Below are 22,970 nucleotides of genomic sequence, written 5' to 3' on the forward strand. Positions count from 1 at the left end.
TCAATTCAATCCGCTCTGTTATAGGTGATGTTGTGTATACCGCGCTTCCTAATCGTCCTGACTGGACGGCCTTGTTAAAATCCGGTAATCGACTTTTTATTGGCTCCAATGCGGCGGTGCCCAATGGTCTGATTGATGACTTGATTAACCACAGTAAGGACTTGCACGATATTGAAGTGGTACACATTAATACCGTGTCCGATAGCCGCTGGGTCGAGCCTGAATATAAAGAGCTGTTTAAGGTGAACACCTTTTTTATCAACGGCGATAAAATGCGACAAGCGGTAAACGAAGGCCGTGCCGATTATACGCCGTGTTTCTTGTCTGAAGTGCCCTCGGTATTTGAGCAGGATGTGATGCCCATTGATGTGGCTTTGGTGATGGTCAGTCCGCCGGATCAATACGGCTATTGTTCACTCGGGGTGGCGGTGGATGTGGTGTTTGCCGCTATTCGCAAGGCTAAAAAGGTGGTGGCGCAAATTAACCCTAAAATGCCGCGCACTAACGGTCATTCCTATGTGCATGTGAGTGATTTTCATGCCTGTATTGAGCTGGCACAAACCCTGCCGGAAATGCCCAGTTTTGAACTGGATAAAAAAACTGAGCGGATAGGTCAGTATGTATCCATGCTGGTGGAAGACGGCTCCACCATCCAACTGGGTATCGGTAAAATCCCTAACGCGGTATTGCGTTACTTACAAAATCATCAAAATTTAGGCGTGCATAGTGAACTGATTACCGACGGTATTATCGAGCTGATGTCCAAAGGGGTGATTAACAACCGCAGCAAGACTTTTCACCCCGGTAAAGTGGTGACCAGCTTTTGTCTGGGCAGCCAGAAATTGTATGACTTTGTGGACAATAATCCTCATGTGGAATTTTACCCGGTGGATTACGTTAACTCGCCGGCTAATATCGCGCGTAATCACAATATGGTGGCCATTAACAGCGCGTTGGAAGTGGATTTAACCGGACAGGTGGTATCTGACTCTTTGGGCTACCAGTTTTACAGCGGCATTGGTGGGCAGGTGGATTTTATTCGCGGGGCGGCGATGTCTAAGGGCGGTAAACCTATTATCGCCATGCCATCCACGGCAAAAAACGGCACTGTGTCGCGCATTGTGCCTATTATCACCGAAGGCAGCGGTGTGGTGACCTCGCGCGGTCATGTGCATTATGTGGTGACCGAATTTGGGGTGGCATCGTTAAAAGGACGCAGTATTCGTGAACGGGCGCTGGAACTGATCCGTATTGCCCATCCGGATTTTAGATCACAACTATTGGAAGCGGTACGTACCCATTATTGGGTGCCTAATTACCAAAAAAATTATCCCCGCGAAGTCCCTGAGCTGGGTGAAATCAATGTAAAGCCACTGGTTATTGATGGAGAAGAATACGATTTACGTCCGCTTAATCCGGCCGATGAACGCCGTTTGCAGGAGTTTTTCTATTCACACACCAAAGAAACCCTGTTTAATCGCTATAACCATTATCCTACCCAGATGACCCGTGAGAAATCCTGTGAACTGGTTAGTGTGGATCAAAGTCGCGATTTGGCGCTATGTATTGTGAAGCAAAAAGGCTCGGTGTCGGAGTTAAAAGCGGTGGGGCGCTACTACCTTAATACCGACGAACAAGGCTGTGAAGTGGCCTTTGTCACCCGTGAACAATATCACGGTAAGGGCATGGCAACCCAGTTGCTGCGCGAAATGATCCTGATTGCCAAACAACGGGGTTTAAAGCGCATGTATGCTTGTGTACGACAAGATAACAGCACCATGTTACGCCTGTTTGAAAATAACGGCTTTGTTTGTCAGCCATTTGATGAACCGGGCGAGTTGACGCTTATTTTAAATTTGGAAAGGCCAATATGAGTTTGGTGTTTATCAGCCATCCTAACTGTGCATTACATGATGTGGGCAATGAACATCCTGAATCACCGGAACGACTTGATGCGATCAACGACCGCTTAATTACCTCCGGGCTGGATTTTTCGCTGGTAAAACTCCAAGCCGAACCGGCCACTAAACAACACTTGTACCGGGTGCATGATCAATCCTATGTGGATGAGATTTTTGCCAAAACACCCGAGCACGGCATGGTGCATTTGGACGACGATACCCAGATGATGCCACGCAGTCTGGACGCCGCGCTGTACGCCGCCGGGGCCAATATCATGGCAGTCGATAAAGTGATGAGTGGCGAGGCCAAACAGGCGTTTTGCGCAGTGCGCCCGCCCGGCCACCATGCTGAGCGCGATAAAGCCATGGGCTTTTGTATTTTCAATAATGTTGCGGTAGCGGCTGCGCATGCCATGGAGGTTTATGGCTTAGAGCGGGTGGCGATTATCGATTTTGATGTACATCACGGTAACGGTACCGAAAATATCTTTTTTGATGATCCACGGGTGTTGTTTTGCTCGTCTTATCAGTATCCGTTTTACCCGCACAATGTTGGGCCGGGTAATGCACATATACTGAATTTACCCCTGCCACCGGGTACCGATGGTGACAGCTGGCAGGAAGCGATAACGGAACAATGGTTGGCTAAAATCGATGCTTTTGCCCCGCAGTTAGTTTTGTTTTCCGCCGGTTTTGACGCCCACTTTGAAGACGATATGGCGCATTTTAAACTGGTGGAAACCGACTACCACTGGATCACCAAAGAGATGAAAAAAATCGCGGATAAGCATTGCGGGGGAAGAATGATTTCTACCCTGGAAGGCGGCTACAATTACAGTGCACTGGGGCGCAGTGTGGCAGTGCATATCAAAGCAATGATGGATTAGTTTTCTTGCATTTGATTGGAGATAGGTTTATCGCAGGGCGATATTCTAAATACTACCGAAAGTAGTAACCCAAGAAATTGTCATCACTATAATTAATAGGAGCTCTTTTTTGACGGATAGTCATGTTTCAATCAAACACAATCCGCTACTCGACTACTTTCTATATTTTGTTGGCTTTTCAACCAATTGATGTCGTAGTATGCGCCAAGCCAGTGAACAATTAAATGCTCGTTAGGATCCTCACAAGTGATATTTTTTAGCTTAGCAATAAATGCTTGCTTACTCGTTAGATCAACGTCAGCCAACCTTTCTTGCCAAAATCTCATAACAGAATATTTTAGTTCAATGGAATCAAAATCTAATGTTTTAACGAAATCGCGTGCCACACTCGGCTTGTAACTCGCTACACGCCCAATGGTTGATAAGGTTTGGTCATCACGTTTTGTTAAATTCATAAAATAGTTCCCTCGCTTTCCGCAGTCAGACTGAAATGACGTTTGTACGTTAAGAAAACTGAACCACCGTTATCACTGCGACAGTCAGCACTAATCTGTTCACAAAAATTAGACTTTAGCTCTAATATGATAGCATGGCTTCCATCGTCCAATACTAATTCTTTTTCCCCTTCTAATTTATCTCTCCAAAGCGCTATCGTCCTACTCGTTATTTCATCCAAAACAAAGCCGCTAATTTTCGGTATGCTTCTTTTGGACATACCTAATGAAGTGACAGTTAGTACTGATGAACCCGGTTCTTCGGATAGTGTTGTAGCATGTCTACCAGGCCATCTAAATTTCTTTTGTGGACCATCAAATAACAATGCGACAATTAGATTGGGACCAACCGCCCTGATAGCTCTAGATACCGGCTCCTGTCTTGCAAGATCTTCACAGATTAGCGTGCAAACACTAAACCAGTTCTCCCATTGAGTAAATACAACACGTCTGTCTTCGAGTGAGATTCCCTCCCAAAGAAGATCATTAGGGGCACCACCCAATTCTAAGCCAAGATCATATGTTCTCACTTGGTCTTGATCTAGTTGCCATCTGTGATGTTTTACCTGTTCATAGCCAATTCCATCTAGCGAAAATGACTTGCTCATTATACCGTGATTTTCATAACGGTGTGGAGGTACCAATACCGAACAATTTCGCTCTTCAAAATTCCGGGGTATATTTTTTGAGCTGTTGTTTTGTATGGTAATAGGTTTGTCTATTACTCCAGCTATGACTACCGGCTTATGAGGTATATTCATAAATTCAAGAGCATCATTAAGTTGCCTTAAGTAACTTTGGATACTGTCTGTCCTGAAAGTGGCCTCAGGGAATACTATTATATCAACGAAATTGGATGCAGCTTGCGCCTTTATTAACAGTGACTTAGTAACTTTAATCAGAAACTCGATATCTGGCTGTGGAGTGTATTTAAAATACTTTGCACCAACGGGAGTGTGAGGAGCGTTTTCTTTTAACTCAAATTGATTTGAGTGAACGTTGTAGGGATAAGGAATAATCAGAATGTTTAGATGAGATTTTGAATTGTGATCCGGGCTTGCCGAATCAATTCCGATATCGTTCCAAAAGGCAGTTACTTCTCCACTTATGAATGCTAAATGATGTGAGAGTGAATGCAGCGAGATACCTAAGGTTGGTGTAAGAGATTTGGGTAAAACTGAAACTCTACTCGGACATATAGTTGAGAGTGATCTTCTTGAGGTTGTCCGTAACATTATATCCACAAGTGTCAAAACCACTTCGTCACATTTGGATGCAACTTCATTTGTATTGGCACTATCAACGCCAAAACCAGCACAACACTCGTCACTAACACTTAATAGAAAAAGAACTTTGGATATAAATTCGTCATCATTTGAAAGATCCGCCATAGTCTTAGAAAAATTCTCTGACGTAAAAATGCTTGAAATTAAGTTTCTGATCGGTATTGGTACTATTTTCTTATCGAGTATGATTGATTCAATATTGAGTTCTGAAAACGCACATTCGCAGATCGATTCGTCGAGCGCATTCTCTTGTTTTCCGATGTTTGCTTTCCAAGCGATAGCAAGGTTTTGTAGCGTTCGACCTTCAACACCATTTGCATAAATGGAGCTGACAGAACAATTTGAGGTTGTTGGAGAAATTAACTTTAAATAAGCCCCAGTTTCACTCAGGATTGCAGCACTGACAGCAAAAGAGTTTGGTGGCCATGAAAGAAACTGAACCCAGTACTTTTTTGTATGAAATTTAGTTTTCGAATCAAGTCCAACATAAAGTGCTAGAGTTTCGAGAAGTGTCAATCCTTTATTTTTCATACCTACAAGTTCTCATCCGTAATGTTGTATGTAACCCTCGCTTTATCTATCAGATTTTATGAGAGTGTTCCTATTATTAGTCACTTATATTTAGGTGGTCATATTTATATTCGACATTCGACATTCCAACTATCGGTTATTTTCTTACTTCGATCAAATATTGCTCATGTAATAATCTAAATACTAATTTCGGTAACAAATGAAAGGGGTCAAAGAAAATTGATTTTCGATAAACGTTTTTATTACCAAATCGTCTAGTTATTGAAGCCGCACTATAAATAGTCAGGAATATCCATACTCTCATTTAAAATAAAAAGGTCAGATCCAAATTGACCGTTCGTTCGATATTGGTTCAAAGCAGTCTTCAAAAATCATCATTCTTCCAATTCCAGAGCTGCCCACTGCACTCATTTATTTTCCGCCGCCGTATAATTCGAATGATCTTGGGTTTATAACGTTACTTTTTTCTAGAGGCTAATTTTTTATAAACTGCGTTTTTATCACGTTTGCCAACGGCGAGGACATATACAAATATTTCGTCATCAATGACTTCGTAAGCTAAACGATATCCAGCGGTACGTAACTTAATTTTGTAAACCGAGTCATAACCTTTTAATCTGGCTGATGGTACATGTGGGGATTCCAGGCGTTCAGCTAACTTTTTCTTAAATTGCCTACGAATTGGTTCACCTAATTTATCCCATTCTTTCTTGGCCACAGGAAGGAATTTTAACTTATAAGTCATCTAATGAAACTTCGATAGCATCGGATAAATCAGCACGGCGACTTTCGACAATTTTTCCCAACTCGTAGTCGTCTAATACGTCCATCATCCATTCATATGTTTCTGCCGGGACTAAGTAAGCTGTAGGTTTATTATGGTTTAATATCGCTATTGCAGAGCCATCAGCTTCGTTTAATAATGCTGTCGGATTTTTCTTTAATTCTGAAATGCTTGCTGAACAATCCGCCAATATCTGTTTCATATATCACCAATAAGTATTAAATTAAGTGCTTATTTTAGGCCTTAATTGAGCATGAAGCTAGATGTTAATTGTGTTGATATAGGGCCAAACACTCACACCGTTCCGGCTCTAGTTCGAGCCATAACTTTGATCGACTCCATATTCAGCACACCACCATCTCCACTCGCGATACCTTTATTGATCGCAGTCTGGAGGGCTCGCAACTTTAATTTTGCGTGTTCCTTTGTCGATTTTGTTTCTGTCTTACTGATTCTTTTCATCAAGTCTTCTTTATCAGGTAGATCCACTAATGATTTTAGCCAATATGGTATTTTTACTCATGCAAATCTGGCACTGTCCACGGCATCCATTTTTTTACACTGGTATCAAACTGGCCATCGGTTTTTAATACTTGGGTATCGGCGCTTTTATCATCCAGTAAAAAGCGGCTGAGGTAGGCATTCAGTTCGGGGAGTTGGGCGTCGGGGTATTGGCAGTGTTTATGGCCGCCTAACTGGGATACGCCCATATTTTGTGGTACGCCCAAAGCTTGCCAGATGCTGTGCGCGACTTTGGCGGTTAAAAAGGTGCTGGCATTGCCCAGCCATTCCATTGAGGTGTTTTCGATTACCAATAAACCGCGCGGGGCGATTAATCCCATTAGCTGGTGATGATCTACCGGGATTTTATTGGTCTGGCCGCTGAACTGTTTAAAGTTGTCACGAAACCAGACGTTTTCGGTAACGATTTGTTGTTGGGTTTGCACATTTTGTCCGGCGGCTTGTTGGGCATCGGAAGTACGCCAGCTGGCGGAACCACCGGAGCCGGATTCCTGGGCTATGGTTAGCGCAATACGTTCATCAAACGCCCCCGCCACAATGGCGCCTTTGCCGTTGCGGGAACAGCCGGTTACGCCAATATGGGTTGCATCAATTTGGCTTTGACCCGATTCGGCCAATACATCGATAATGCGACTAATGCCCCAGCTCCAGGCAATCATGGCGCTGGCAGAGTGATCGGCACCATAAAGTTGATAAAACTTGCCCTTGCCCCGTGAGCCGGTGTCTTTTTGTTCGCCAATCTCGTTATTATTAAACTCAATCACTGCAACGCCGGCTTTATCTAGCGCTTCTTTATTCAGGCAAAACCAGCCAATCGAAATCATCGCCGGATAAGGGGCTTGCCCGTGGGTGGGGTAATGCACTTTGGCAGTGAATTCTATATTTTGCTGTAAATGACTGGCCTTGACGCTGAGCAGTTCGCCTTCTAATGAGCCGCTGACCTTTTTCGGTCGGGGCGGCTTTTCACCCAGTTCATATTGTTCGAACAGGGCGCGGCTATGGGCGCGAACACAGGGCCATTGGTCTATGTGGCTGATGGGTTGACCATTGCCCTGTAAAAAGGGATTGGGCAATTCAGCCACTGTCGGCAGCTGTTCAACCGGTTTAAAGCGGGATAGCTCGCATTGGTGAATCGTGGTTTCGGTCAATGCTGTGGAATTACTTTGCGGGGCGTCACTCGCCCAAGCCTCATTGATACTGGTTACCAGAACGAAAGCGGTTAATAGACGCGTTAAAATATATAGATGATGCATAAACAAACATCCTCCTTAATTTTTGTTGTCGTTAGTGTGCGTTGAGAAGTCTGCTTGTCCTATGGCAAATTCTGGTTTTGGCGTTGTTATATTTTTAACCGCTACCCGGCTGCGTGCTCTGCAGCCCGGAAAGTTGATAGTATTTGCGCAAAAAGCAACAGGATTATGGCTAGTATTTATTTTGAGCATATTTTAAGCTGAAACTGCATTTTTTATTAAAATCAAGGGATTGCTATGCGCCGACCTATGTTTTCCTGCCGTTTGGCACTTTACTCTTTAACTGTATTCAGCCTGATGTTTAGCGGGATGACATACTCCGCGGAACCCTTGTCGTTGCAACACCGCTTTAAACTGGAGGAAGTGCAGTGGATTAAGCAAAAGGGGAGCGCGACATTGAGCGGTAAAGCCTTTATCCGTTTAGAGGATGGCAGCTATAAGGGATGCGCAGGATTTAATATCGAATTGTTGCCGGTCACTCCTTATTCCAGTGAGCGTATCTTTAAGACCTATGGCAGCAACCAACAGGGGCAAATCTTGCTGTCACAAAACCCACCCTCTTTTACACCGGACGCCAAGGCTTATCATGAAATGGAGATTATTTCCCAGTGCGATCAAAACGGAGAGTTTCATTTCAACAATATTAAGGCCGGTGAATTTTATGTGATGGCTTTTATTATCTGGGAAGAGCAACAGCACGGAAAAAACCTGAAAAAGGGCGGGGGCGTGATGCATTATATCCGTTTGCAGGATCACCAGCCGCAACATATTCTGATGAAGTACTAAGTTGTTGAGTTGAGAATTGCTGCTGGCCGGATATTGATTTGGCAAATCTCTGCTGCGTTTTATGCAGGAATTATTTACACTGTCAGTACTTTATTAGTTCTCAATCTCCCATGATTGGCGATATTGAGGCAAGCCGTTAATCAAGTGAGTCGTAATGGAAGTTTTGCAGTCTTTTTTATGGCAATTAACCCGCTGGATGCAGCCCTACTATGGTGAAATCGCCTTAACCATTCTTGCCACTGTGCTGGTGGTATATGGTGATGTGTTAAATAAGCACATCAAGCGTATGTTAAGTCCTTATCATTTTATTATCCGTACCATTGTATTTGTGCTGGTGTGCGCCTTTGGTTATGGATTGTTGATGGTGTTTACCACCCCATTGGTCAAACAGATTTTGCTGATGATCCCCGGCCTATACCGGGGACTGGTGATTGTCGGTATTTTCCTGTTGCTGGGATATTTAGCCGAACATCGACGTTATATCTAGAGCCTGTTTATCTTTGCCGCAGAGCAACTCTGCCAGCCTTGCTGTATTGGCAAATGCCGTTTCGACGGACTGCTGATGCCGTTGGTCGCCAAATTCCTGATATTCCGCTCTGACTTCGTGAAAGGATTCCGTGCCAAGATAATGTCCCAGAGTGCGAACATGGGGTGATAAATGATTCATATGTTCGCGGATACCGCCTTTTTCAAAGCCAAATTCGCCAGTCGATGTGAGTAACACCATTTGCTTGCCCGACAAGATAGGTTCGAGCGGGAAGTCGCCCCGTTTCAAATCAAAACTAAAGGTTTTGTTCACTCTAATCACCTGATCAAACCAGGCTTTAAGAGAGGCGGGCATACCGTAGTTGTACATGGGGGACGAGATAAGTATCAGGTCTGCCTGTGTGAGCTCGTCGATCAGGGTATCGGACAGGGACAATAGCTTATGTTGCGCGTCACTGCGTTTATTTTCGGGGGTAAACACCGCACTTAGCCAGTCCTGATCGATAAAGCCGACCGGTTGCTTAGCTAAATCTCTATGAATAACTTTTACTTGATTATCAAATTGCTGCCATTGCTGAATAAAAGTGTTGGCCAGAGATTTGGAAATGGAAGTGTGTTTGTTGCTGCTAGTGTCAGCTTGCCTTACGCTGGCGTCAATTCTAAGTATGGTCGTCACGCTGTTTTCCTCTATCATTGTTGTGAGTGATCATTTTCCTTTTCAGTGGGTATATTGACAAAGGATAATAATTTTCTTATAGATGAGATTATTTCATCTATGAGTTGCTGGTATGTATTATTCACTTAACGCGATTCGAGCATTTGATTTAGCTGCCAAGCACAAGAGTTTTAAGCAGGCAGCAGATCAACTGAACGTGACACCTACCGCCATTTCCCATCAAATAAGACGGCTTGAAGAAATTCTGGGTAGCAGTTTATTTAAACGGAAAATTCGGGCGGTTGAATTAACTGACGCGGGCAAAAAGCTGGCAAGTGTTACCACGTCCAGTCTGAATGAACTGGATGATGTGCTGGATGAAATCAGGCTCAACCAGCAAAAATTAACCATCAGCACCACATCATCTTTTGCATCACTATGTTTGATACCCATAGTTAATCTGTTTCTCGACAATCATCCTGAAATCGATCTGTCGTTACGCACAACTGAAGATCTGGAAAGAATGAAAAAAGACGACAATATCGATTTAGCGATTCGTTTTGGCGATTTAACCGGGGTTGAGCAGCAACATATTCTGCTGTCTGATCCGGTTGATATTTATGCCGCAAGCTCGTTTCCGGCGGAATTGGCTAATCTGGCCGGACAGAACTTGCTGGAAACCCAATGGAAAAACACCGGTTTGCCTACCGTCTCGTGGCGAGATTGGGTGAATGAAACTGACCAAAAAGGGGTAATAAGGCAGTTCGAGCAGGAACATCAGGTTATTCACGCTGCGCTGGCTGGACAGGGGCTGGCGTTAGTCAGCTCGCTACTGGTGAGAAACTTTGTGCGGGAAGGGTGGCTTAAACCTGTTACTGTAAAGGATATTCAGCCACAAAGTCCGTCGCTTGGATACTACCTGGTCTATCCGCAAAACATCCAGCCAAATGGCAGAGTTGAACACTTTGTCCGCTGGTTAACGGCTGCCCTAGTTTAAATAAGCTTTAATTCATATTTGTAAGCATTTGAATTATAGTCATAATTTATATTCAAACGACACTTCTTATCCAGAGTTTAGGTTAATGATGTTAATTCGACTTAGTTTGATGTTTTTTATCCCGACACTAGTGTTACTGTCTTGTAGCCAGAAAGAAGCGACAAAATCGGACTGGCAAAAACCGGCAACCACTACTATCAGTTGCGATGACTATGCGTTGCAGCATACGCCCAGCGGGATGTTATTCAACAATGTCTGGAATAAAGACGCGGCAAAATCCTTTGATTGGCGGCAGTGTCTGGAAAAGAGCAAATCAGAAGAAGTGTATGGCTGGTCCTGGAAGTGGCCAAGCGACAGCGACACAATTTATGCCTACCCACAAATCAAACTCGGCACGTCTCCCTGGGCACCCACGCCCGCCGATAAAGGCGATTTTCCGTTGAATTATGCCAACTTAAAACGCCTGCTAATCAGTCACAAACTCGAGGTGTCGGGCAATAGCGAGCATAATGTCGCGACATCGATGTGGCTAACCAATTCGGCCAATATCGGAGCCGAGCCAAATCCCGCAACCATAGTGGCGGAACTGATGATATGGAGTTACACCACGCCCAATCATATGGATCCTGCCGGTCGTTATCAGGGTGACGTCAATGTTGATCAGCAACAGTGGGAAGTGTGGGCTGACAATAATTGGGGAGATGTATCCGGGCAACATAATAATCACTGGATCTACCTCACCTTTCGGGCAAAAAAGCGCGCTTTAGCCTCCAAGTTTGATGTTATTCCCCTGGTACAATATGCGGTAGAACATCAGTTGCTCCCCCAGACGTTTTATATTGCCGATATTGAGCTGGGAACCGAAATAATGAGCGGTTCAGGTTTGGTCTGGCTTAAGTCGTTTGATATTTCAATCGATAAGAAACAATAATTTTATTCCGGGTTTTAAACCTTTGTACAACAGTTTGCGACAGAGTTATCTGACATAGCTATTTGCCAATATGGCCATTGACGAAAACAAGGATTCCTATGAAACGCATTCTTTCTGCCCTCATTGTATTGATGTTAGCCCCGGCCAGTGTGTTGGCTGCAGAAAAACACCTTAATCTGGATGCCAACGACATCAAGCAATTGCGAACCGAGACGGGTGCCGGGGCGTTGCATATTCATGGTGAGGATGTTGAGGAGATACAGGTAAAAGCCATTTTGCCTGATGAACTCAATGCAGAGGATTATCGCCTAGCGCTCACGGCCAAGGGCGACAAGGCGCTGCTGATAGCCAAACTGACTGAGCAACGACATCACTACAACCAGGGCATTGATATCGAAATTATTGTGCCTAGAACTATTCAGCTGGATGTTTATGATGGTAGCGGTGACAGCTGTATACGCACGATCAGCGGCAATGTGAATGTGCATGACAGTTCGGGTGATCTGGCGTTGTATACCATCAGCGGAGATGTTGATATTACCGATAGTTCGGGTGATCTGGTGGTGAATACCCTAACCGGTAACCTTAACGTTCAGGACAGTTCTGGCGGTATTGAAATTGTCACCCTAACCGGAGAGTTGCAGCTCAGGGACAGTTCCGGGGATATTTATGTTGATAGCGTGACGGGTCCCGCCAGTATTGAAGATGGTAGTGGCGATATTGAAGTGAAAAACGCCAGTTTTGTACATGTGATCAGCGATGGTACCGGGCAGCGGCGGTTTCACAATGTTGCCAAAGTGGTATTACCCGATTCTGACTAAGTTAAGCTTTGGCGGGTATTCCATGGGACTCTAATTAAAGCCCCATGGATAACGGTAGAGCTAAAAATCCATCACTGCGTGAAATGCCGATTTGGGCTGATGATTGACATCAAACAACATTGGAAAATCGGCTCGTCCTGAATCGAATTCGGATAACCAGGTGTTGTCATCGGCAATGCCCCAGAAGGTCACACTGCTAATGGCTTCGCGGTTGCGACGCAACATGGCAAACAAGTCGGCGTAGCGTTGCGCCTGTTTTTGATCCAGTTCGGCAGGAATGCTATCGGCAGTATAAAAATCACTTTTCTGATACTTGTTCCCGCCAATATACAGCGATACGTCCAGTTCGGTAATTTGTACCTCCAGCCCTAATGAGGCATAGAGTTGGATGGCTTTTTCCAGATTGTCGATACTCTGGTGGTAAGACTGATGCTCAGGATTGGACGAGGGAATAGTATTAATATGTGCCTGTAATCCTACGCCGTGAACGGGGACACCGTCATCCAGTAACTCTTTCACTAGCTGATAAATAGCCTGCTGGCGGGCTGGAATGTAATTGTAGTAGTCGTTATAAAACAGTTTGGCTTGCGGATCGGCGGCATGGGCATAACGAAATGCCGCGGCAATATAGTCTTTACCCACTGCGCCGTACCAGTAACTTTTTTGATCGTCGGCTTCTTCTTTATCAGTACGTAAACTACCGTCATCCATAATCGCTTCATTGACCACATCCCAGTAATCAACTGTACCTTTAAAATGACCGACGACATTGTCGATATGGTTCTTCATGATGGCTAACACATCCTCTTTGCTGCGAAGCTCGCCTTCATCATTAAAAAATACCCAGTCCGGAGTTTGCCGATGCCAAACCAGCGCGTGCCCACGTACCGCCATATTATTGTTTTTGGCAAAGGCTAACATCTTGTCGGCAATCTCGTAGTTGAAGTTATTTTGGGTAGGCTCGACGGATTCAAACTTCATTTCATTTTCGGTCGTGAAACTGTTGAAGTGGGTTTTGAGCAACTCTGCATGAGTGATATACGAGCCTTGATCGGCAGCCGCACCAATTAAAAAGTAATCGGCATATTTATCGCTTAAGCCTTGTTGGCCTGCCGGCTGAGTTAATTTTTGCTGGGTATTCGCTAGCGCAGCGGCTGGATTGGTTGGGCTGTCATTATTGGCCGGACTACAGCCGATAGTCGTCAGCACGACCGCACATATGAGCGGAGTAAGTAATCTATGTCGCATTGTATTTCCTGTTTTTAAAGAGATCGTGGTAAAAATCATGGGGCCAGAAATCCTTCCGCCTTAACTTGCCATTGGCCGTTATCCGGAAATCCCAGTGTTGGCTGCTTGGTATTGGTGGTCGCCATCCGTGCCACCGCTGCCAGTAAGGCACCGTTGGCAGGTAGATAAACCGGCAACCCGACTTTTTTCTGCGGGCAATGACCGTTAACCGCATAATGATTGTTATGGGCGTCCATCAAAAGGGCGTCGACGGCAGTTTGCGGTTGCCCCAGCTTGTTGGCGGTCATGGCAATCATCGGATAATCCCAACCCCAGATCCGTGTTTCGAAATCCCAGCTGTGCATAACGGCGTCAAGTGTATTGCGCATGGTTTTGAGATTAACCCGCTCGTCGGCCAGCAATCCCCAGGTGGCGATCATTGCCGGGTGATCGTTACGGCTATCGATATTGTCAAAGGTATCCGGAATGGTTTCTATGGCAACATATTTGTCGTCTTTTTGTGGTAACTCGGCCAGTTTGTCGATTTGCTTTTGCCATAATGGGTTAGGCTGGAGTCCTTGGCGTTGTCGCCATTGTTGTGCTGTTAATAACGCAGTACGCCAGTAAGCCAACTCAAACGACGGGTTTTTGGATTCGGTGACATCGTAATGTTCTTGTGCAATCCAGATAGGCGGATTGAGTGAATAACGCTGTTTTTCCTGTTCCCACATCAACATGGATGACAATCCCTGAGCGGTTTGATCGACCAGTTGTGCATATCGCTGCAAAATAGTTGAATTGGGTTGGCTTTGATAAACCAGTTCAGCTAAATCAATCGGTTGTGGCTGGTTCCAGATAATTAACGGATTGCCGCCGGGGCTTTCACGACCATCGGGCCCGACCATTTTTGACCAGCGTGCGCCTTGCAAACCTCGCTGATGGGCTGTTTTCTGGGCGATATCCAGGTGTGCGACGTACCAGTCGAGTACTTTTTGTGTTTGTTGCGCACGACCCCACATTGCCCAGTGGGCGCTGTGCCACCAGCTCATTTCGGTATGAAATTTTCCATACCATGAGCTGCTGGTCAGCCCGGTTTCCTGGGCCGGAATAGCAGCACGTTCTTGTATCGCCATTAAATATTGACTGAGTACAATACGCCGTTCCAGTTCATTGGCTTGTGGCGCAGTGCTACCGCTAAAATCAATTGCAGCACCACTATTCCAGAATGTTTGCCAAGCCTGTTTGGCTGAATCCGCCACTTGGGAAAAGTTATTGTTATCCGGCAGTGCATCTTTGGACTGGCTAAATTGCACGGTGAAGGCAAACACCTGAGCAGACGAATCGCCTTGCAGTAATTGCAACTGGAATTGATGGTCTTTCAATTGACTGAGTGTGGCCTTGCCTTGCCATTGTAGTTTGACCCAATGCTGTTCATCGTCGATCTGACGGTAGAACAGGGCTGAATGGTGATCACTTTGTTTGAGTTGGGTGGTGTGTTGCTGATCCTCATGCCAATCCAGATCCGGCGTGTTTTTTTTCGCTAAATCATAGCCACGCGGAAAAGCCAGCTTGATACTCAGTTGTTGCTTGGCGATTAAATCCGACTGTAATTTAAACGCCAGTGTATCGGATTGGTTAGCGGCGATGGTCTCTACTTCGACCGCCGTGGAATCAATTTGATACTGGCTGTTTAAGCGTCCTTGCCACAGATCTAACGACTGATTAATCGCTGTGAGCTGATCGACTTGTATTGGCCTTCCTTTATAGTTAAGGGAGATACGCGCTAAGGGCAAGTCATGGGGATTTTGGCGTAGCCATTGTCCGGCAGCCGAGTCCATATTGGTGGGGAAATCGACTTTTTGACCGTAAGCATCATAGCTTTTAGCGACATCTTGCAAGCTGTAGTTTTGTGGATTAGGCCGACTGTGCCAGGCCCAACGGGCTTTGGTTTCAAGCGGGGTCCCCTGGTTAAAATAGCTAGTCGCTAAGCTCTGAAAGCCGGTCACATCGGCGGTAAAAGCAAATTGACCGTTACCCACAGTGAAGGGTGATTGCCAATCAATAGCATCAAGATGCGGGTTATGGCGGCTGACCAGCGCTTGTCGATCTATCTTATGATCGACTTTGCTACTGCTCCCGCAGCCCGACAGAATGATTAGCGACGTCACAACGATTAAGCTGCCTTGTTTAAGGTACTTCATTATTATTCCTGTTTATTGATTAATATCTGCTTATTAGTCCATTCTGAACCAGTCAAAATCGGCATAACCGCCGCTTTTATTAATACTGGGACTTAGTGCAAATAACCCGACTTTGGCACCAATCCATACACCTGCAGTGGCTTGTAGCGGTTCACCTAATGGGGTGAAATCTTCTCCATCGCGACTATAGTAAAATTGATACTCGCCACCCTCCTTAACATTTACTTTTAAATAGTAATCATATTGTCCGTTGGCAGATAATTTGGCTGGAATCGATGCCATTTCAACGGTGGCATCGTCATACTGTTCATAGTGACCTTTAAATGCGCCTAGTCGCACTCCGTCGTTAGTTTGATAGAGGGCGATATAGCCCCATTTTTGACCATTAACTACAAGGCCACTTTTGTCGTTAAGCTGTTTGGGGACAAAGCTGATTTTGGTGGTGGCGCTAAAACTGGGTGAAGAAAACTTCTGCAACAGCTGATTACCGACAAAACGCAAATTACCAAATTGGGTTAAGTTCTGTTCTGCGTATAATCTGATATGACCGGGATTGGCCTGATTGAGTGAATACCAGTTTGGTTGCGGATTGGCATGCCATTGCCATTGCAAGCCCAGTTTATCCTGATTGAATTCGTCCGAAGTCTGCGGGACAGTGACCGGATAGGTTTTGCCTACGTCGGGCTTTTTCCATCTAGCCACAGGCTCACCAATACCATCGTTATTTTGATCCTTCCCCATTTGTGGCCAGCCATCATGCCAAGTCATGGGCTGTAGATGCGGGATACGCCCGAATAGACCGCGATCCTGAAAATGCATAAACCACCATTCACCGGATTTGAGCTGCACAACGCCGCCCTGATGGGGGCCGTTAATTTCGGTGTTACCTTTATGCAATATGGTTTTACTTTCGTAAGGACCATAAATATTTTTGGAGCGCAGTACCGCCTGCCAACCGATTTTTACCCCACCGGCCGGAGCAAAAATATAGTAGAAGCCGTCTTTCTTAAGGACTTTGGGGCCTTCAATCACCGGTTGAGTGTCGAGATCTTTGAATATAACCTGACCGTCATCGAGCAGACGTTTACCATCGGCACTCATCTGGTGGATATATAAAATGTCTGCTCGCACCTTGCCGCGGATCAAATAAGCTTTTCCGTCATCATCCCAAAACGGCGTCGGATCTTCCCATAACTCAACACTGGCCATTTGTTCCAGTTGCCAGGGGCCAGCCGGATCTTTGGCTGTGGCAACAAATAATCCGCTATGTGGAGTACAGAAATACACATAAAACTGCCCGTTGTGGTAACGAATAGTGGGCGCCCAGGAACCGTTGCCATGGGAAGGTTTGTCGAACTTTTCCAGTGGAAGATTATTATAAACGTGGCCAATGATGGTCCAGTTAACCAAATCTTTGGAATGTAAAACAGGAATGCCGGGCATCACATTAAAACTGGAGGACACCATATAAAAGTCATCGCCCACTCTGATCATGTCCGGGTCAGAATAATCTGCATATAAAACCGGATTCTGATAGTAACCATTCTCAAGGTCGGATTGCCAAGTGCCGGCTAAGGCACCCTGAAATGGAACGGCCAATAACCAAAGCCATAAATAGCGTCTTATCTGCATAGTTGTTTTATCCATAGTGTTTTCATATCAAGTTAATACAAGACCATTGATGAAAATGCGAGCGTTTTTGAGTGACCTGAGCATAGAATGTTGCGTGTTTGTTGCAATATCAATCATGAGACTCGTTAACGTTTGCGTGTTTTTAAGCAGCGATAATTCAACTAAATCACCTCTATATAGCGTGCTACCGGTGGCAGGATAGCCAATTGTTTGATCTTCTGTCAAATTTTCGTTAATAAAATGTGATGATTGGTATTGACCTAAAATGTCTTATTGTGTATTTTTTGTGAACTAATTTGATTGAATGTGATTTATTTTGGATTGCATCAATTCAATAGTAGTTGAGCAAAGCAACAAGATAACACGACAGCATTTATTTAAATCTTATGGGTGTTTGGGAAGTCGCCCAGTGGATACTTGGAGAACATAACAAATGAAACAACATAAAATATCTAAATTTCATTCCTGTACCCTGTCCATGCTCGCAATGGCGGTCGGGATGGCCTTAATTCCTGGTGTGACTCAGGCCCAGGAGCAGCAACCCAATGCGCAAGATGATGCGGTAGAAAAGATTGCGGTAACTGGTACACGTCTGGCACCGAGAGGAATGGATTCGCCAACTCCGGTTAATGTGGTAGGTGAGGAAGAGTTTGTACTATCCGGCACTCAGAATGTTGAAGAACTGTTGCTCGATACACCACAGTTCTCAGGAAACCAGCTAGAAGGACCTAAATCAAATACGGTGCAAGCCGGGCAACCCATAGGTGTATCAACGCTTAATCTGCGTAACTTTGGTGCGACGCGAAATCTGGTATTGGTTAATGGTCGACGCTTTGCGATTACCGGGCCATCAATGACGACGGATATCAATACGATCCCGGCGGCGTTAATCCAGCGTACCGAAATTGTAACGGGCGGTTCTTCCGCAGTTTACGGTTCAGATGCCATTACCGGTGTGGTTAACTTTGTGATGAAGGACGACTTTGAAGGTGTTGAGTTAAATTTACAAAGTTCCTGGGACCAGCCTTCAAGCTCGCCAACTTATAATGTCGATCTTACTTTTGGTGGTAATTTTGATAACGGTAAAGGCAATATTACCGCGTCGTTAGGTTATTTGAATCGTAAAGGATTCACCACCAATCAAATTGCTGATATTGCTTTTCCGGGCCTGTCTGACGGTTGCGTGACTGCAGACTCATGGAGCAATACCCATGCGGGCACGCCGCTAGATACAGGTGGACAAAGTTGTGAAGCCGCAGGAGGGCGCCTTGGTTTTGTAACCGGCGGCTCATCCAGTGTACCGAACGGGCGGATTGGAAACTTGCCGACTGTCGGTTCGGCCCAGTCTGACCCCGAGTTAGATGCTGCGCTGATTGCTGCAGGTTTGCAGGATATGACAGGACTGGGCGCAATTTTTGACAAACAGGGTAATGCGGTAAGACCTTTTATTAGTCCTGATGACCGTTTTGACTTTAACGACAACTCTTTTGTGCTTGCGCCACAAGAACGCTGGATGGGTAACGTTTTCGCCAACTATGATTTGAATGACGATACCCAAGCCTATATGGAATTACATTACAGTGGCAATGTCACCAGTGTACAAATTGCCCCACCTAATGTGGGCGAAAACTTCTTGTTTGATGTTGATAACCCTTATTTAAGCCAGGAGATGCGAAATATTCTGGCTTTGCTTGATGCCCGTGAGACCGGCACAACCAGTGTTAATCCGGGTAACTTGACCATGACAACTGTGGCTAATGATGGTTTGGCACTATTGAATTATGGTCGTCGTTTTAACGACCTGGGCGGGCGCTATGCGGAAGCTGACCATAATGTTTTTCGTACTGTAGTTGGTGTTAACGGTTTATTGCCCAGTGTATCGAGCGATGTCTTGTATGACTTGTCCTATGACATTTATTACAGTTATGCCAAAACATCGGAAACGGATCTGCAAACAGGCTCAGTATCCAGAAGTGCTGTACAACGATCTTTATTATCACAAAATGGTGAAGCGCCACTGCTTAACCTTTTTGGTAACGGCAATATCAGCGATGCGGCTGCAGAGGCCATATCTATTGGTGCAGTATCCAAAATTGAAGCTGAACAAAAAGTAGTAGTGGCAGCATTAACCGGTGTCGCGTTTGATATGCCAGCAGGGCCAGTGGATTTTGCCTTTGGTCTGGAATGGCGTGATGCTTCTGGCTCCTATACGCCTGATTCCTATCTTGCATCAGGTGATGTATCAGGATGGAACTCGGCTAAAGCCACCAGCGGTAGCCAGTCTGTATCTGAAGTCTTTGGCGAATTCCGTATTCCGCTGCTGGCTGAATTACCTGGTATCGAGAGTCTGAATCTGAACGCCGCGTTTCGTTATTCCGACTACGATGTCGGCAGCGATGATGGTGTATGGACCTACTCCAGCGGTCTGGAATGGGCGGTGAATTCGGATCTGTCTTTCCGTGGCCAGTTCCAGCATGCTATTCGTGCTCCGAATATTGGTGAACTGTTTGGCGGACAAGGTTCTGATGGACCGACCGCTATTGACCCCTGTTCAGCAGGGCAACCAGCGGCAGGGCAAACTCAAACGGTTAGAGACCTGTGTATTGCTACTGGAGTACCGGCCAATGCGGTGTTTACCGTCGGTGTTCAAACTTCACCTTTCTTAACTCAGATTCGGGGCGGTAATCCTGAATTAACCCCTGAAGAATCCGATACCACCACTTTGGGTGTGATTTTTCAACCGGGTCAAATCAAGGGTCTAGCCTTGGCGATAGACTATTTTGATATCGAGCTGGAAGATGCCATAGCGCCGTTAGGCGGTGGTGGATTGCAGAACGTTCTGGATTTGTGCTACAGCACTCTTCAGGATGCTAACAGCGTTTATTGTCAAGCCATTAACCGTGACAGTACCGGTCAAATCGCGGCACCCAAATACGTTTACACCACCAATGCCAATATAGGCGGTATCAAAACCTCGGGAATTGATATCAACGCCAGCTATACCTTTGACGTAGATTGGGGTTTATTTGATGGTGGTAGCAAGTGGAGCCTGAATACCTCCTGGACCTATACGGATGAATTTACCGTAACCCCGATTCAGGAACTGCCCGATATCACTAACGAATGTGTTGGTGCCTTTGGCAATACCTGTGGCCAACCGTTGCCAGAGTGGAAAGGCAGCTCCCGTATTACGTGGGAAAATGGACCTGCGTTAGTGTCATTGCGGATGCGCTACCTGGGCGAAGTGACAACCGATAATATTGTGGTACCAAAAGCAAGAGGTGAGTCAGCGCCATCGCCTGATTCCTATGTTCATCCGACTATTGATTCCTATGCCTATTTTGACCTGACTGGCGGCTATCAATTATCGGAAGATACCAACGTTACTGTGGGTGTGCGCAATATGTTTGACAAAAAGCCGCCAATTATGGGCAGTTTGACGCTTGGCGGCGCCAATACTATTCCGTCAACCTATGATGTACAGGGGCGTACATTGTTTGTTGGAATCAATACGCATTTCTAATCGCGTTTGACCTATCAAAAGGTGTAGCTGTTATGGCTGCACCTTTTTTTATTGCGTCGTCAGCAGATTTTCATTTCTGTAGAGTGGCAATATATTAAAAAAAACAAATTAAGAGGAAAATAGTGTGACTTTTAAATTGTCCCGCCGGAATTTTATCTGGTTAAGTCTGATGACCAGCGCTTGCACTGTTATGCCGTGGGAAAACAGACAAGGTGCAGAAAAAAGCGCCGATGCCTGGCAGAAGGCTAGTCGAATTCTAGACTCATTGGTACCGCCGAACATCCCTGATAACCAGTTTAACGTACTGAATTACGGAGCGATGGCCGATGGTCAAACAAAAAATACGGAGGCGTTTGCCAAGGCTATTGATGCCTGTTACGCCGCTGGTGGTGGCACAGTGGTGGTGCCGGAAGGACGCTATCTGACTGGTGCGATTCATCTTCGTTCTAATATCGAATTGCACATTCAATCCGGCGCGGTGATTTTATTCAGTACTGATCCGGCTGATTATCCGCTGGTATTAAGCCGTTATGAAGGCGTGGAGGTTTATAACTATTCGCCGTTAATTTATGCCCGAGATGCGCAAAACGTGGCGGTTACCGGTAAAGGTATATTAGATGGCCAGGCCGCCGACCAAAACTGGTGGTCCTGGTGTGGTTCGCCCAAATTTGGCTGGCAAACCGGCATGCCAAGACAAACCGAAGATCGTAACCTGTTATTCCAGATGGCCGAGGCAGGCGTGCCGGTTGAGCAGCGATTATTTGGTCAAGGACATTACTTGCGGCCCAGCCTGATGGAATTTTATCAGTGCGACAATGTGCTGGTTGAGGGACTGCATATACAGGACTCGCCGTTCTGGAATATTCATCCGGTGCTATGCAAGAATGTGATAGTGCGTGATGTTGATGTTTCAGGACATGGTCCGAATAATGACGGCTGCAATCCCGAATCTGTCGACGGTATGTTGATTGAACATTGCCGCTTTGATACCGGTGATGATTGTATTGCAATTAAATCCGGGCGCAATGCCGATGGTCGTCGTGTCGCGGTGCCATCGCGCAACATTATTATTCGCCACTGCCAAATGAAAGCGGGGCACGGTGGCGTGGTGATTGGTAGTGAAATTTCCGGCGGTGTGTATAACGTGTTTGTAGAGCACTGCCAAATGGACAGTCCGGATCTGTGGTATGCATTGCGTTTCAAGAATAACGCCATGCGCGGTGGACGGATTGAAGATATTTACGTACGCGATGTCAATGTCGGGCAGGTCACCTACGCCGCCATTACCTGTGATTTTAATTATGAAGAAGGTGCGGACGGCCCGTTTACGCCCGAGCTGAATAATTTGCTGGTGGAGCGCCTGCATGTGCAACAGGCAAAACAGGTGCTGGATTCACAAGGTTTAGCCAATGCGCCGGTGCGCAATATACGTTTGCAGGATTGCAGTTTTAACGGTGTGAGCAAAGACAGTGTGATCACTTATACCCAAGGTCTTGAACTTAACAATGTCCGGGTTAATGGTGAAACGGTGACCGAACTGTAAGAACATTCATCGTGACTTCCAACAGAAGTGAATATCAAAGATAAGCTAGATACTTTTTTAGTTTTGATTAAAGTAAAATATTCGCAGCATCATTGATGCCGAACGACATCAGAAGTGGGGACGACCTCACCTCTCTATTTTCATTGGGGACGGCCCCGTTAATCTGGAGAGGTCAATATGAACTGGTTTATTTTGATTTTGGCGGGTCTGTTCGAGATTGTCTGGGCCATAGGGCTGAAATATACCGAGGGTTTTAGCCGTTTATGGCCAACAGTCGGTACGTTGCTGGCAATGCTGATTAGCTTTGGCTTACTGGGTATGGCAATGAAGTCACTCCCGGTAGGGACTGCTTACGCTGTTTGGGTCGGTATTGGCATGGTGGGAACCGCTATATTAGGGATAGTGTTATTTGCCGAACCCGCCAATACATTGCGATTATTAAGTTTACTGTTAATTATCGCCGGTGTGGTGGGATTAAAGTTAGCTACTCCGGTTTAGTTGCCGGATTCTCAC

General features: G+C 45.6%; 19 protein-coding genes. 10 read left to right on the forward strand and 9 right to left on the reverse strand.

All coding sequences use genetic code 11. The features are described 5' to 3' along the window. The first annotated feature begins 32 nt into the window (after positions 1-32). Together V1467_RS03195 and V1467_RS03200 are read left to right on the forward strand one after the other, a co-directional pair. Positions 33-1,874 (forward strand): GNAT family N-acetyltransferase, encoded by a 1,842-nt coding sequence (locus V1467_RS03195; protein ID WP_416307359.1) that lies wholly within the window; start codon positions 33-35, stop codon positions 1,872-1,874. Further along, entirely contained in the window at positions 1,871-2,788 is a 918-nt protein-coding gene (locus V1467_RS03200) for a histone deacetylase family protein (protein WP_416307360.1), read from the forward strand. Before V1467_RS03195 ends, V1467_RS03200 begins: the two co-directional genes overlap by 4 nt. A 131-nt stretch (positions 2,789-2,919) precedes the next feature. Here the strand turns inward: V1467_RS03200 and V1467_RS03205 are convergent, their stop codons facing one another. From V1467_RS03205 to V1467_RS03225, 5 genes are all read right to left on the reverse strand, one after another. Then, on the reverse strand, positions 2,920-3,243 hold the full coding sequence (locus V1467_RS03205; protein WP_416307361.1) for a hypothetical protein: 324 nt from the start codon (positions 3,241-3,243) through the stop codon (positions 2,920-2,922). After that, positions 3,240-5,099, reverse strand: coding sequence for a hypothetical protein (locus V1467_RS03210; protein ID WP_416307362.1), 1,860 nt, complete (start codon positions 5,097-5,099; stop codon positions 3,240-3,242). The genes V1467_RS03205 and V1467_RS03210 overlap by 4 nt, the downstream gene beginning before the upstream one ends. A 457-nt stretch (positions 5,100-5,556) precedes the next feature. Further along, the gene (locus tag V1467_RS03215; protein ID WP_416307363.1) at positions 5,557-5,844 is read right to left on the reverse strand and encodes a type II toxin-antitoxin system RelE family toxin; all 288 of its coding nucleotides are present in this window, start codon (positions 5,842-5,844) and stop codon (positions 5,557-5,559) included. Beyond that, positions 5,834-6,085, reverse strand: a complete 252-nt coding sequence (locus V1467_RS03220) for a type II toxin-antitoxin system Phd/YefM family antitoxin (protein WP_416307364.1) — start codon at positions 6,083-6,085, stop codon at positions 5,834-5,836. Before V1467_RS03220 ends, V1467_RS03215 begins: the two co-directional genes overlap by 11 nt. Before the next feature lie 313 nt (positions 6,086-6,398). Beyond that, entirely contained in the window at positions 6,399-7,658 is a 1,260-nt protein-coding gene (locus tag V1467_RS03225) for a hypothetical protein (RefSeq protein ID WP_416307365.1), read from the reverse strand. A gap of 234 nt (positions 7,659-7,892) precedes the next feature. Between V1467_RS03225 and V1467_RS03230 the strand changes: the two genes are divergently transcribed. Next, the gene (locus V1467_RS03230; RefSeq protein WP_416307366.1) at positions 7,893-8,441 is read left to right on the forward strand and encodes a hypothetical protein; all 549 of its coding nucleotides are present in this window, start codon (positions 7,893-7,895) and stop codon (positions 8,439-8,441) included. Positions 8,442-8,595: 154 nt separating this feature from the next. After that, a complete protein-coding gene (locus V1467_RS03235; RefSeq protein WP_416307367.1) occupies positions 8,596-8,928 on the forward strand; it encodes a DUF3392 domain-containing protein in 333 nt (110 codons plus the stop codon). Here V1467_RS03235 and V1467_RS03240 read toward each other — a convergent pair. Continuing rightward, positions 8,902-9,603 (reverse strand): FMN-dependent NADH-azoreductase, encoded by a 702-nt coding sequence (locus V1467_RS03240; RefSeq protein ID WP_416307368.1) that lies wholly within the window; start codon positions 9,601-9,603, stop codon positions 8,902-8,904. The two genes, V1467_RS03235 and V1467_RS03240, sit on opposite strands and share 27 nt — an antisense overlap. A gap of 112 nt (positions 9,604-9,715) precedes the next feature. Here V1467_RS03240 and V1467_RS03245 point away from each other — a divergent pair, with 112 nt between their 5' ends. From V1467_RS03245 to V1467_RS03255, 3 genes are all read left to right on the forward strand, one after another. Continuing rightward, positions 9,716-10,579, forward strand: a complete 864-nt coding sequence (locus V1467_RS03245) for a LysR substrate-binding domain-containing protein (protein ID WP_416307369.1) — start codon at positions 9,716-9,718, stop codon at positions 10,577-10,579. Positions 10,580-10,664: 85 nt separating this feature from the next. Beyond that, a complete protein-coding gene (locus tag V1467_RS03250) occupies positions 10,665-11,510 on the forward strand; it encodes a GH12 family glycosyl hydrolase domain-containing protein (protein WP_416307370.1) in 846 nt (281 codons plus the stop codon). Positions 11,511-11,608: 98 nt separating this feature from the next. After that, on the forward strand, positions 11,609-12,331 hold the full coding sequence (locus V1467_RS03255; RefSeq protein ID WP_416307371.1) for a hypothetical protein: 723 nt from the start codon (positions 11,609-11,611) through the stop codon (positions 12,329-12,331). Between the two features lie 60 nt (positions 12,332-12,391). On the opposite strand, the gene V1467_RS03260 is transcribed toward V1467_RS03255, so the two are convergent. Genes V1467_RS03260 through V1467_RS03270 form a run of 3 tightly spaced genes read right to left on the reverse strand, consistent with a single transcriptional unit; the run spans position 12,392 to position 17,406 of the window. After that, positions 12,392-13,579, reverse strand: coding sequence for an endo-1,4-beta-xylanase (locus tag V1467_RS03260; protein ID WP_416307372.1), 1,188 nt, complete (start codon positions 13,577-13,579; stop codon positions 12,392-12,394). Positions 13,580-13,614: 35 nt separating this feature from the next. Continuing rightward, positions 13,615-15,759, reverse strand: a complete 2,145-nt coding sequence (locus V1467_RS03265) for a hypothetical protein (RefSeq protein WP_416307373.1) — start codon at positions 15,757-15,759, stop codon at positions 13,615-13,617. 33 nt (positions 15,760-15,792) lie between these two features. Then, positions 15,793-17,406, reverse strand: a complete 1,614-nt coding sequence (locus V1467_RS03270) for a glycoside hydrolase 43 family protein (RefSeq protein ID WP_416307374.1) — start codon at positions 17,404-17,406, stop codon at positions 15,793-15,795. Positions 17,407-17,824: 418 nt separating this feature from the next. Here V1467_RS03270 and V1467_RS03275 point away from each other — a divergent pair, with 418 nt between their 5' ends. The 3 genes from V1467_RS03275 to sugE all read left to right on the forward strand — a co-directional run bounded on the left by V1467_RS03275 (position 17,825) and on the right by sugE (position 22,955). Next, complete coding sequence (locus V1467_RS03275; protein WP_416307375.1) at positions 17,825-20,914, forward strand: TonB-dependent receptor domain-containing protein; 3,090 nt, start codon at positions 17,825-17,827, stop codon at positions 20,912-20,914. Positions 20,915-21,038: 124 nt separating this feature from the next. Next, entirely contained in the window at positions 21,039-22,457 is a 1,419-nt protein-coding gene (locus V1467_RS03280; protein ID WP_416307376.1) for a glycoside hydrolase family 28 protein, read from the forward strand. Between the two features lie 177 nt (positions 22,458-22,634). Then, a complete protein-coding gene (sugE, locus tag V1467_RS03285; protein ID WP_416307377.1) occupies positions 22,635-22,955 on the forward strand; it encodes a quaternary ammonium compound efflux SMR transporter SugE in 321 nt (106 codons plus the stop codon). Positions 22,956-22,970 lie beyond the last annotated feature (15 nt).

The sequence above is a fragment of the Neptunicella plasticusilytica genome, assembly GCF_047922965.1.
Classification (GTDB): Bacteria; Pseudomonadota; Gammaproteobacteria; order Enterobacterales; family Alteromonadaceae; genus Neptunicella; species Neptunicella plasticusilytica.

Bases quoted from the DNA above. Each gene is read 5' to 3' on its own strand.
- V1467_RS03205 (WP_416307361.1), bottom strand. From the start codon at position 3,243: ATGAATTTAACAAAACGTGATGACCAAACCTTATCAACCATTGGGCGT.
- V1467_RS03250 (WP_416307370.1), top strand. From the start codon at position 10,665: ATGATGTTAATTCGACTTAGTTTGATGTTTTTTATCCCGACACTAGTG.
- V1467_RS03215 (WP_416307363.1), bottom strand. From the start codon at position 5,844: ATGACTTATAAGTTAAAATTCCTTCCTGTGGCCAAGAAAGAATGGGAT.
- V1467_RS03225 (WP_416307365.1), bottom strand. From the start codon at position 7,658: ATGCATCATCTATATATTTTAACGCGTCTATTAACCGCTTTCGTTCTG.
- V1467_RS03220 (WP_416307364.1), bottom strand. From the start codon at position 6,085: ATGAAACAGATATTGGCGGATTGTTCAGCAAGCATTTCAGAATTAAAG.
- V1467_RS03275 (WP_416307375.1), top strand. From the start codon at position 17,825: ATGAAACAACATAAAATATCTAAATTTCATTCCTGTACCCTGTCCATG.
- V1467_RS03245 (WP_416307369.1), top strand. From the start codon at position 9,716: ATGTATTATTCACTTAACGCGATTCGAGCATTTGATTTAGCTGCCAAG.
- sugE (WP_416307377.1), top strand. From the start codon at position 22,635: ATGAACTGGTTTATTTTGATTTTGGCGGGTCTGTTCGAGATTGTCTGG.
- V1467_RS03210 (WP_416307362.1), bottom strand. From the start codon at position 5,099: ATGAAAAATAAAGGATTGACACTTCTCGAAACTCTAGCACTTTATGTT.
- V1467_RS03255 (WP_416307371.1), top strand. From the start codon at position 11,609: ATGAAACGCATTCTTTCTGCCCTCATTGTATTGATGTTAGCCCCGGCC.
- V1467_RS03265 (WP_416307373.1), bottom strand. From the start codon at position 15,759: ATGAAGTACCTTAAACAAGGCAGCTTAATCGTTGTGACGTCGCTAATC.
- V1467_RS03270 (WP_416307374.1), bottom strand. From the start codon at position 17,406: ATGGATAAAACAACTATGCAGATAAGACGCTATTTATGGCTTTGGTTA.
- V1467_RS03200 (WP_416307360.1), top strand. From the start codon at position 1,871: ATGAGTTTGGTGTTTATCAGCCATCCTAACTGTGCATTACATGATGTG.
- V1467_RS03260 (WP_416307372.1), bottom strand. From the start codon at position 13,579: ATGCGACATAGATTACTTACTCCGCTCATATGTGCGGTCGTGCTGACG.
- V1467_RS03230 (WP_416307366.1), top strand. From the start codon at position 7,893: ATGCGCCGACCTATGTTTTCCTGCCGTTTGGCACTTTACTCTTTAACT.
- V1467_RS03235 (WP_416307367.1), top strand. From the start codon at position 8,596: ATGGAAGTTTTGCAGTCTTTTTTATGGCAATTAACCCGCTGGATGCAG.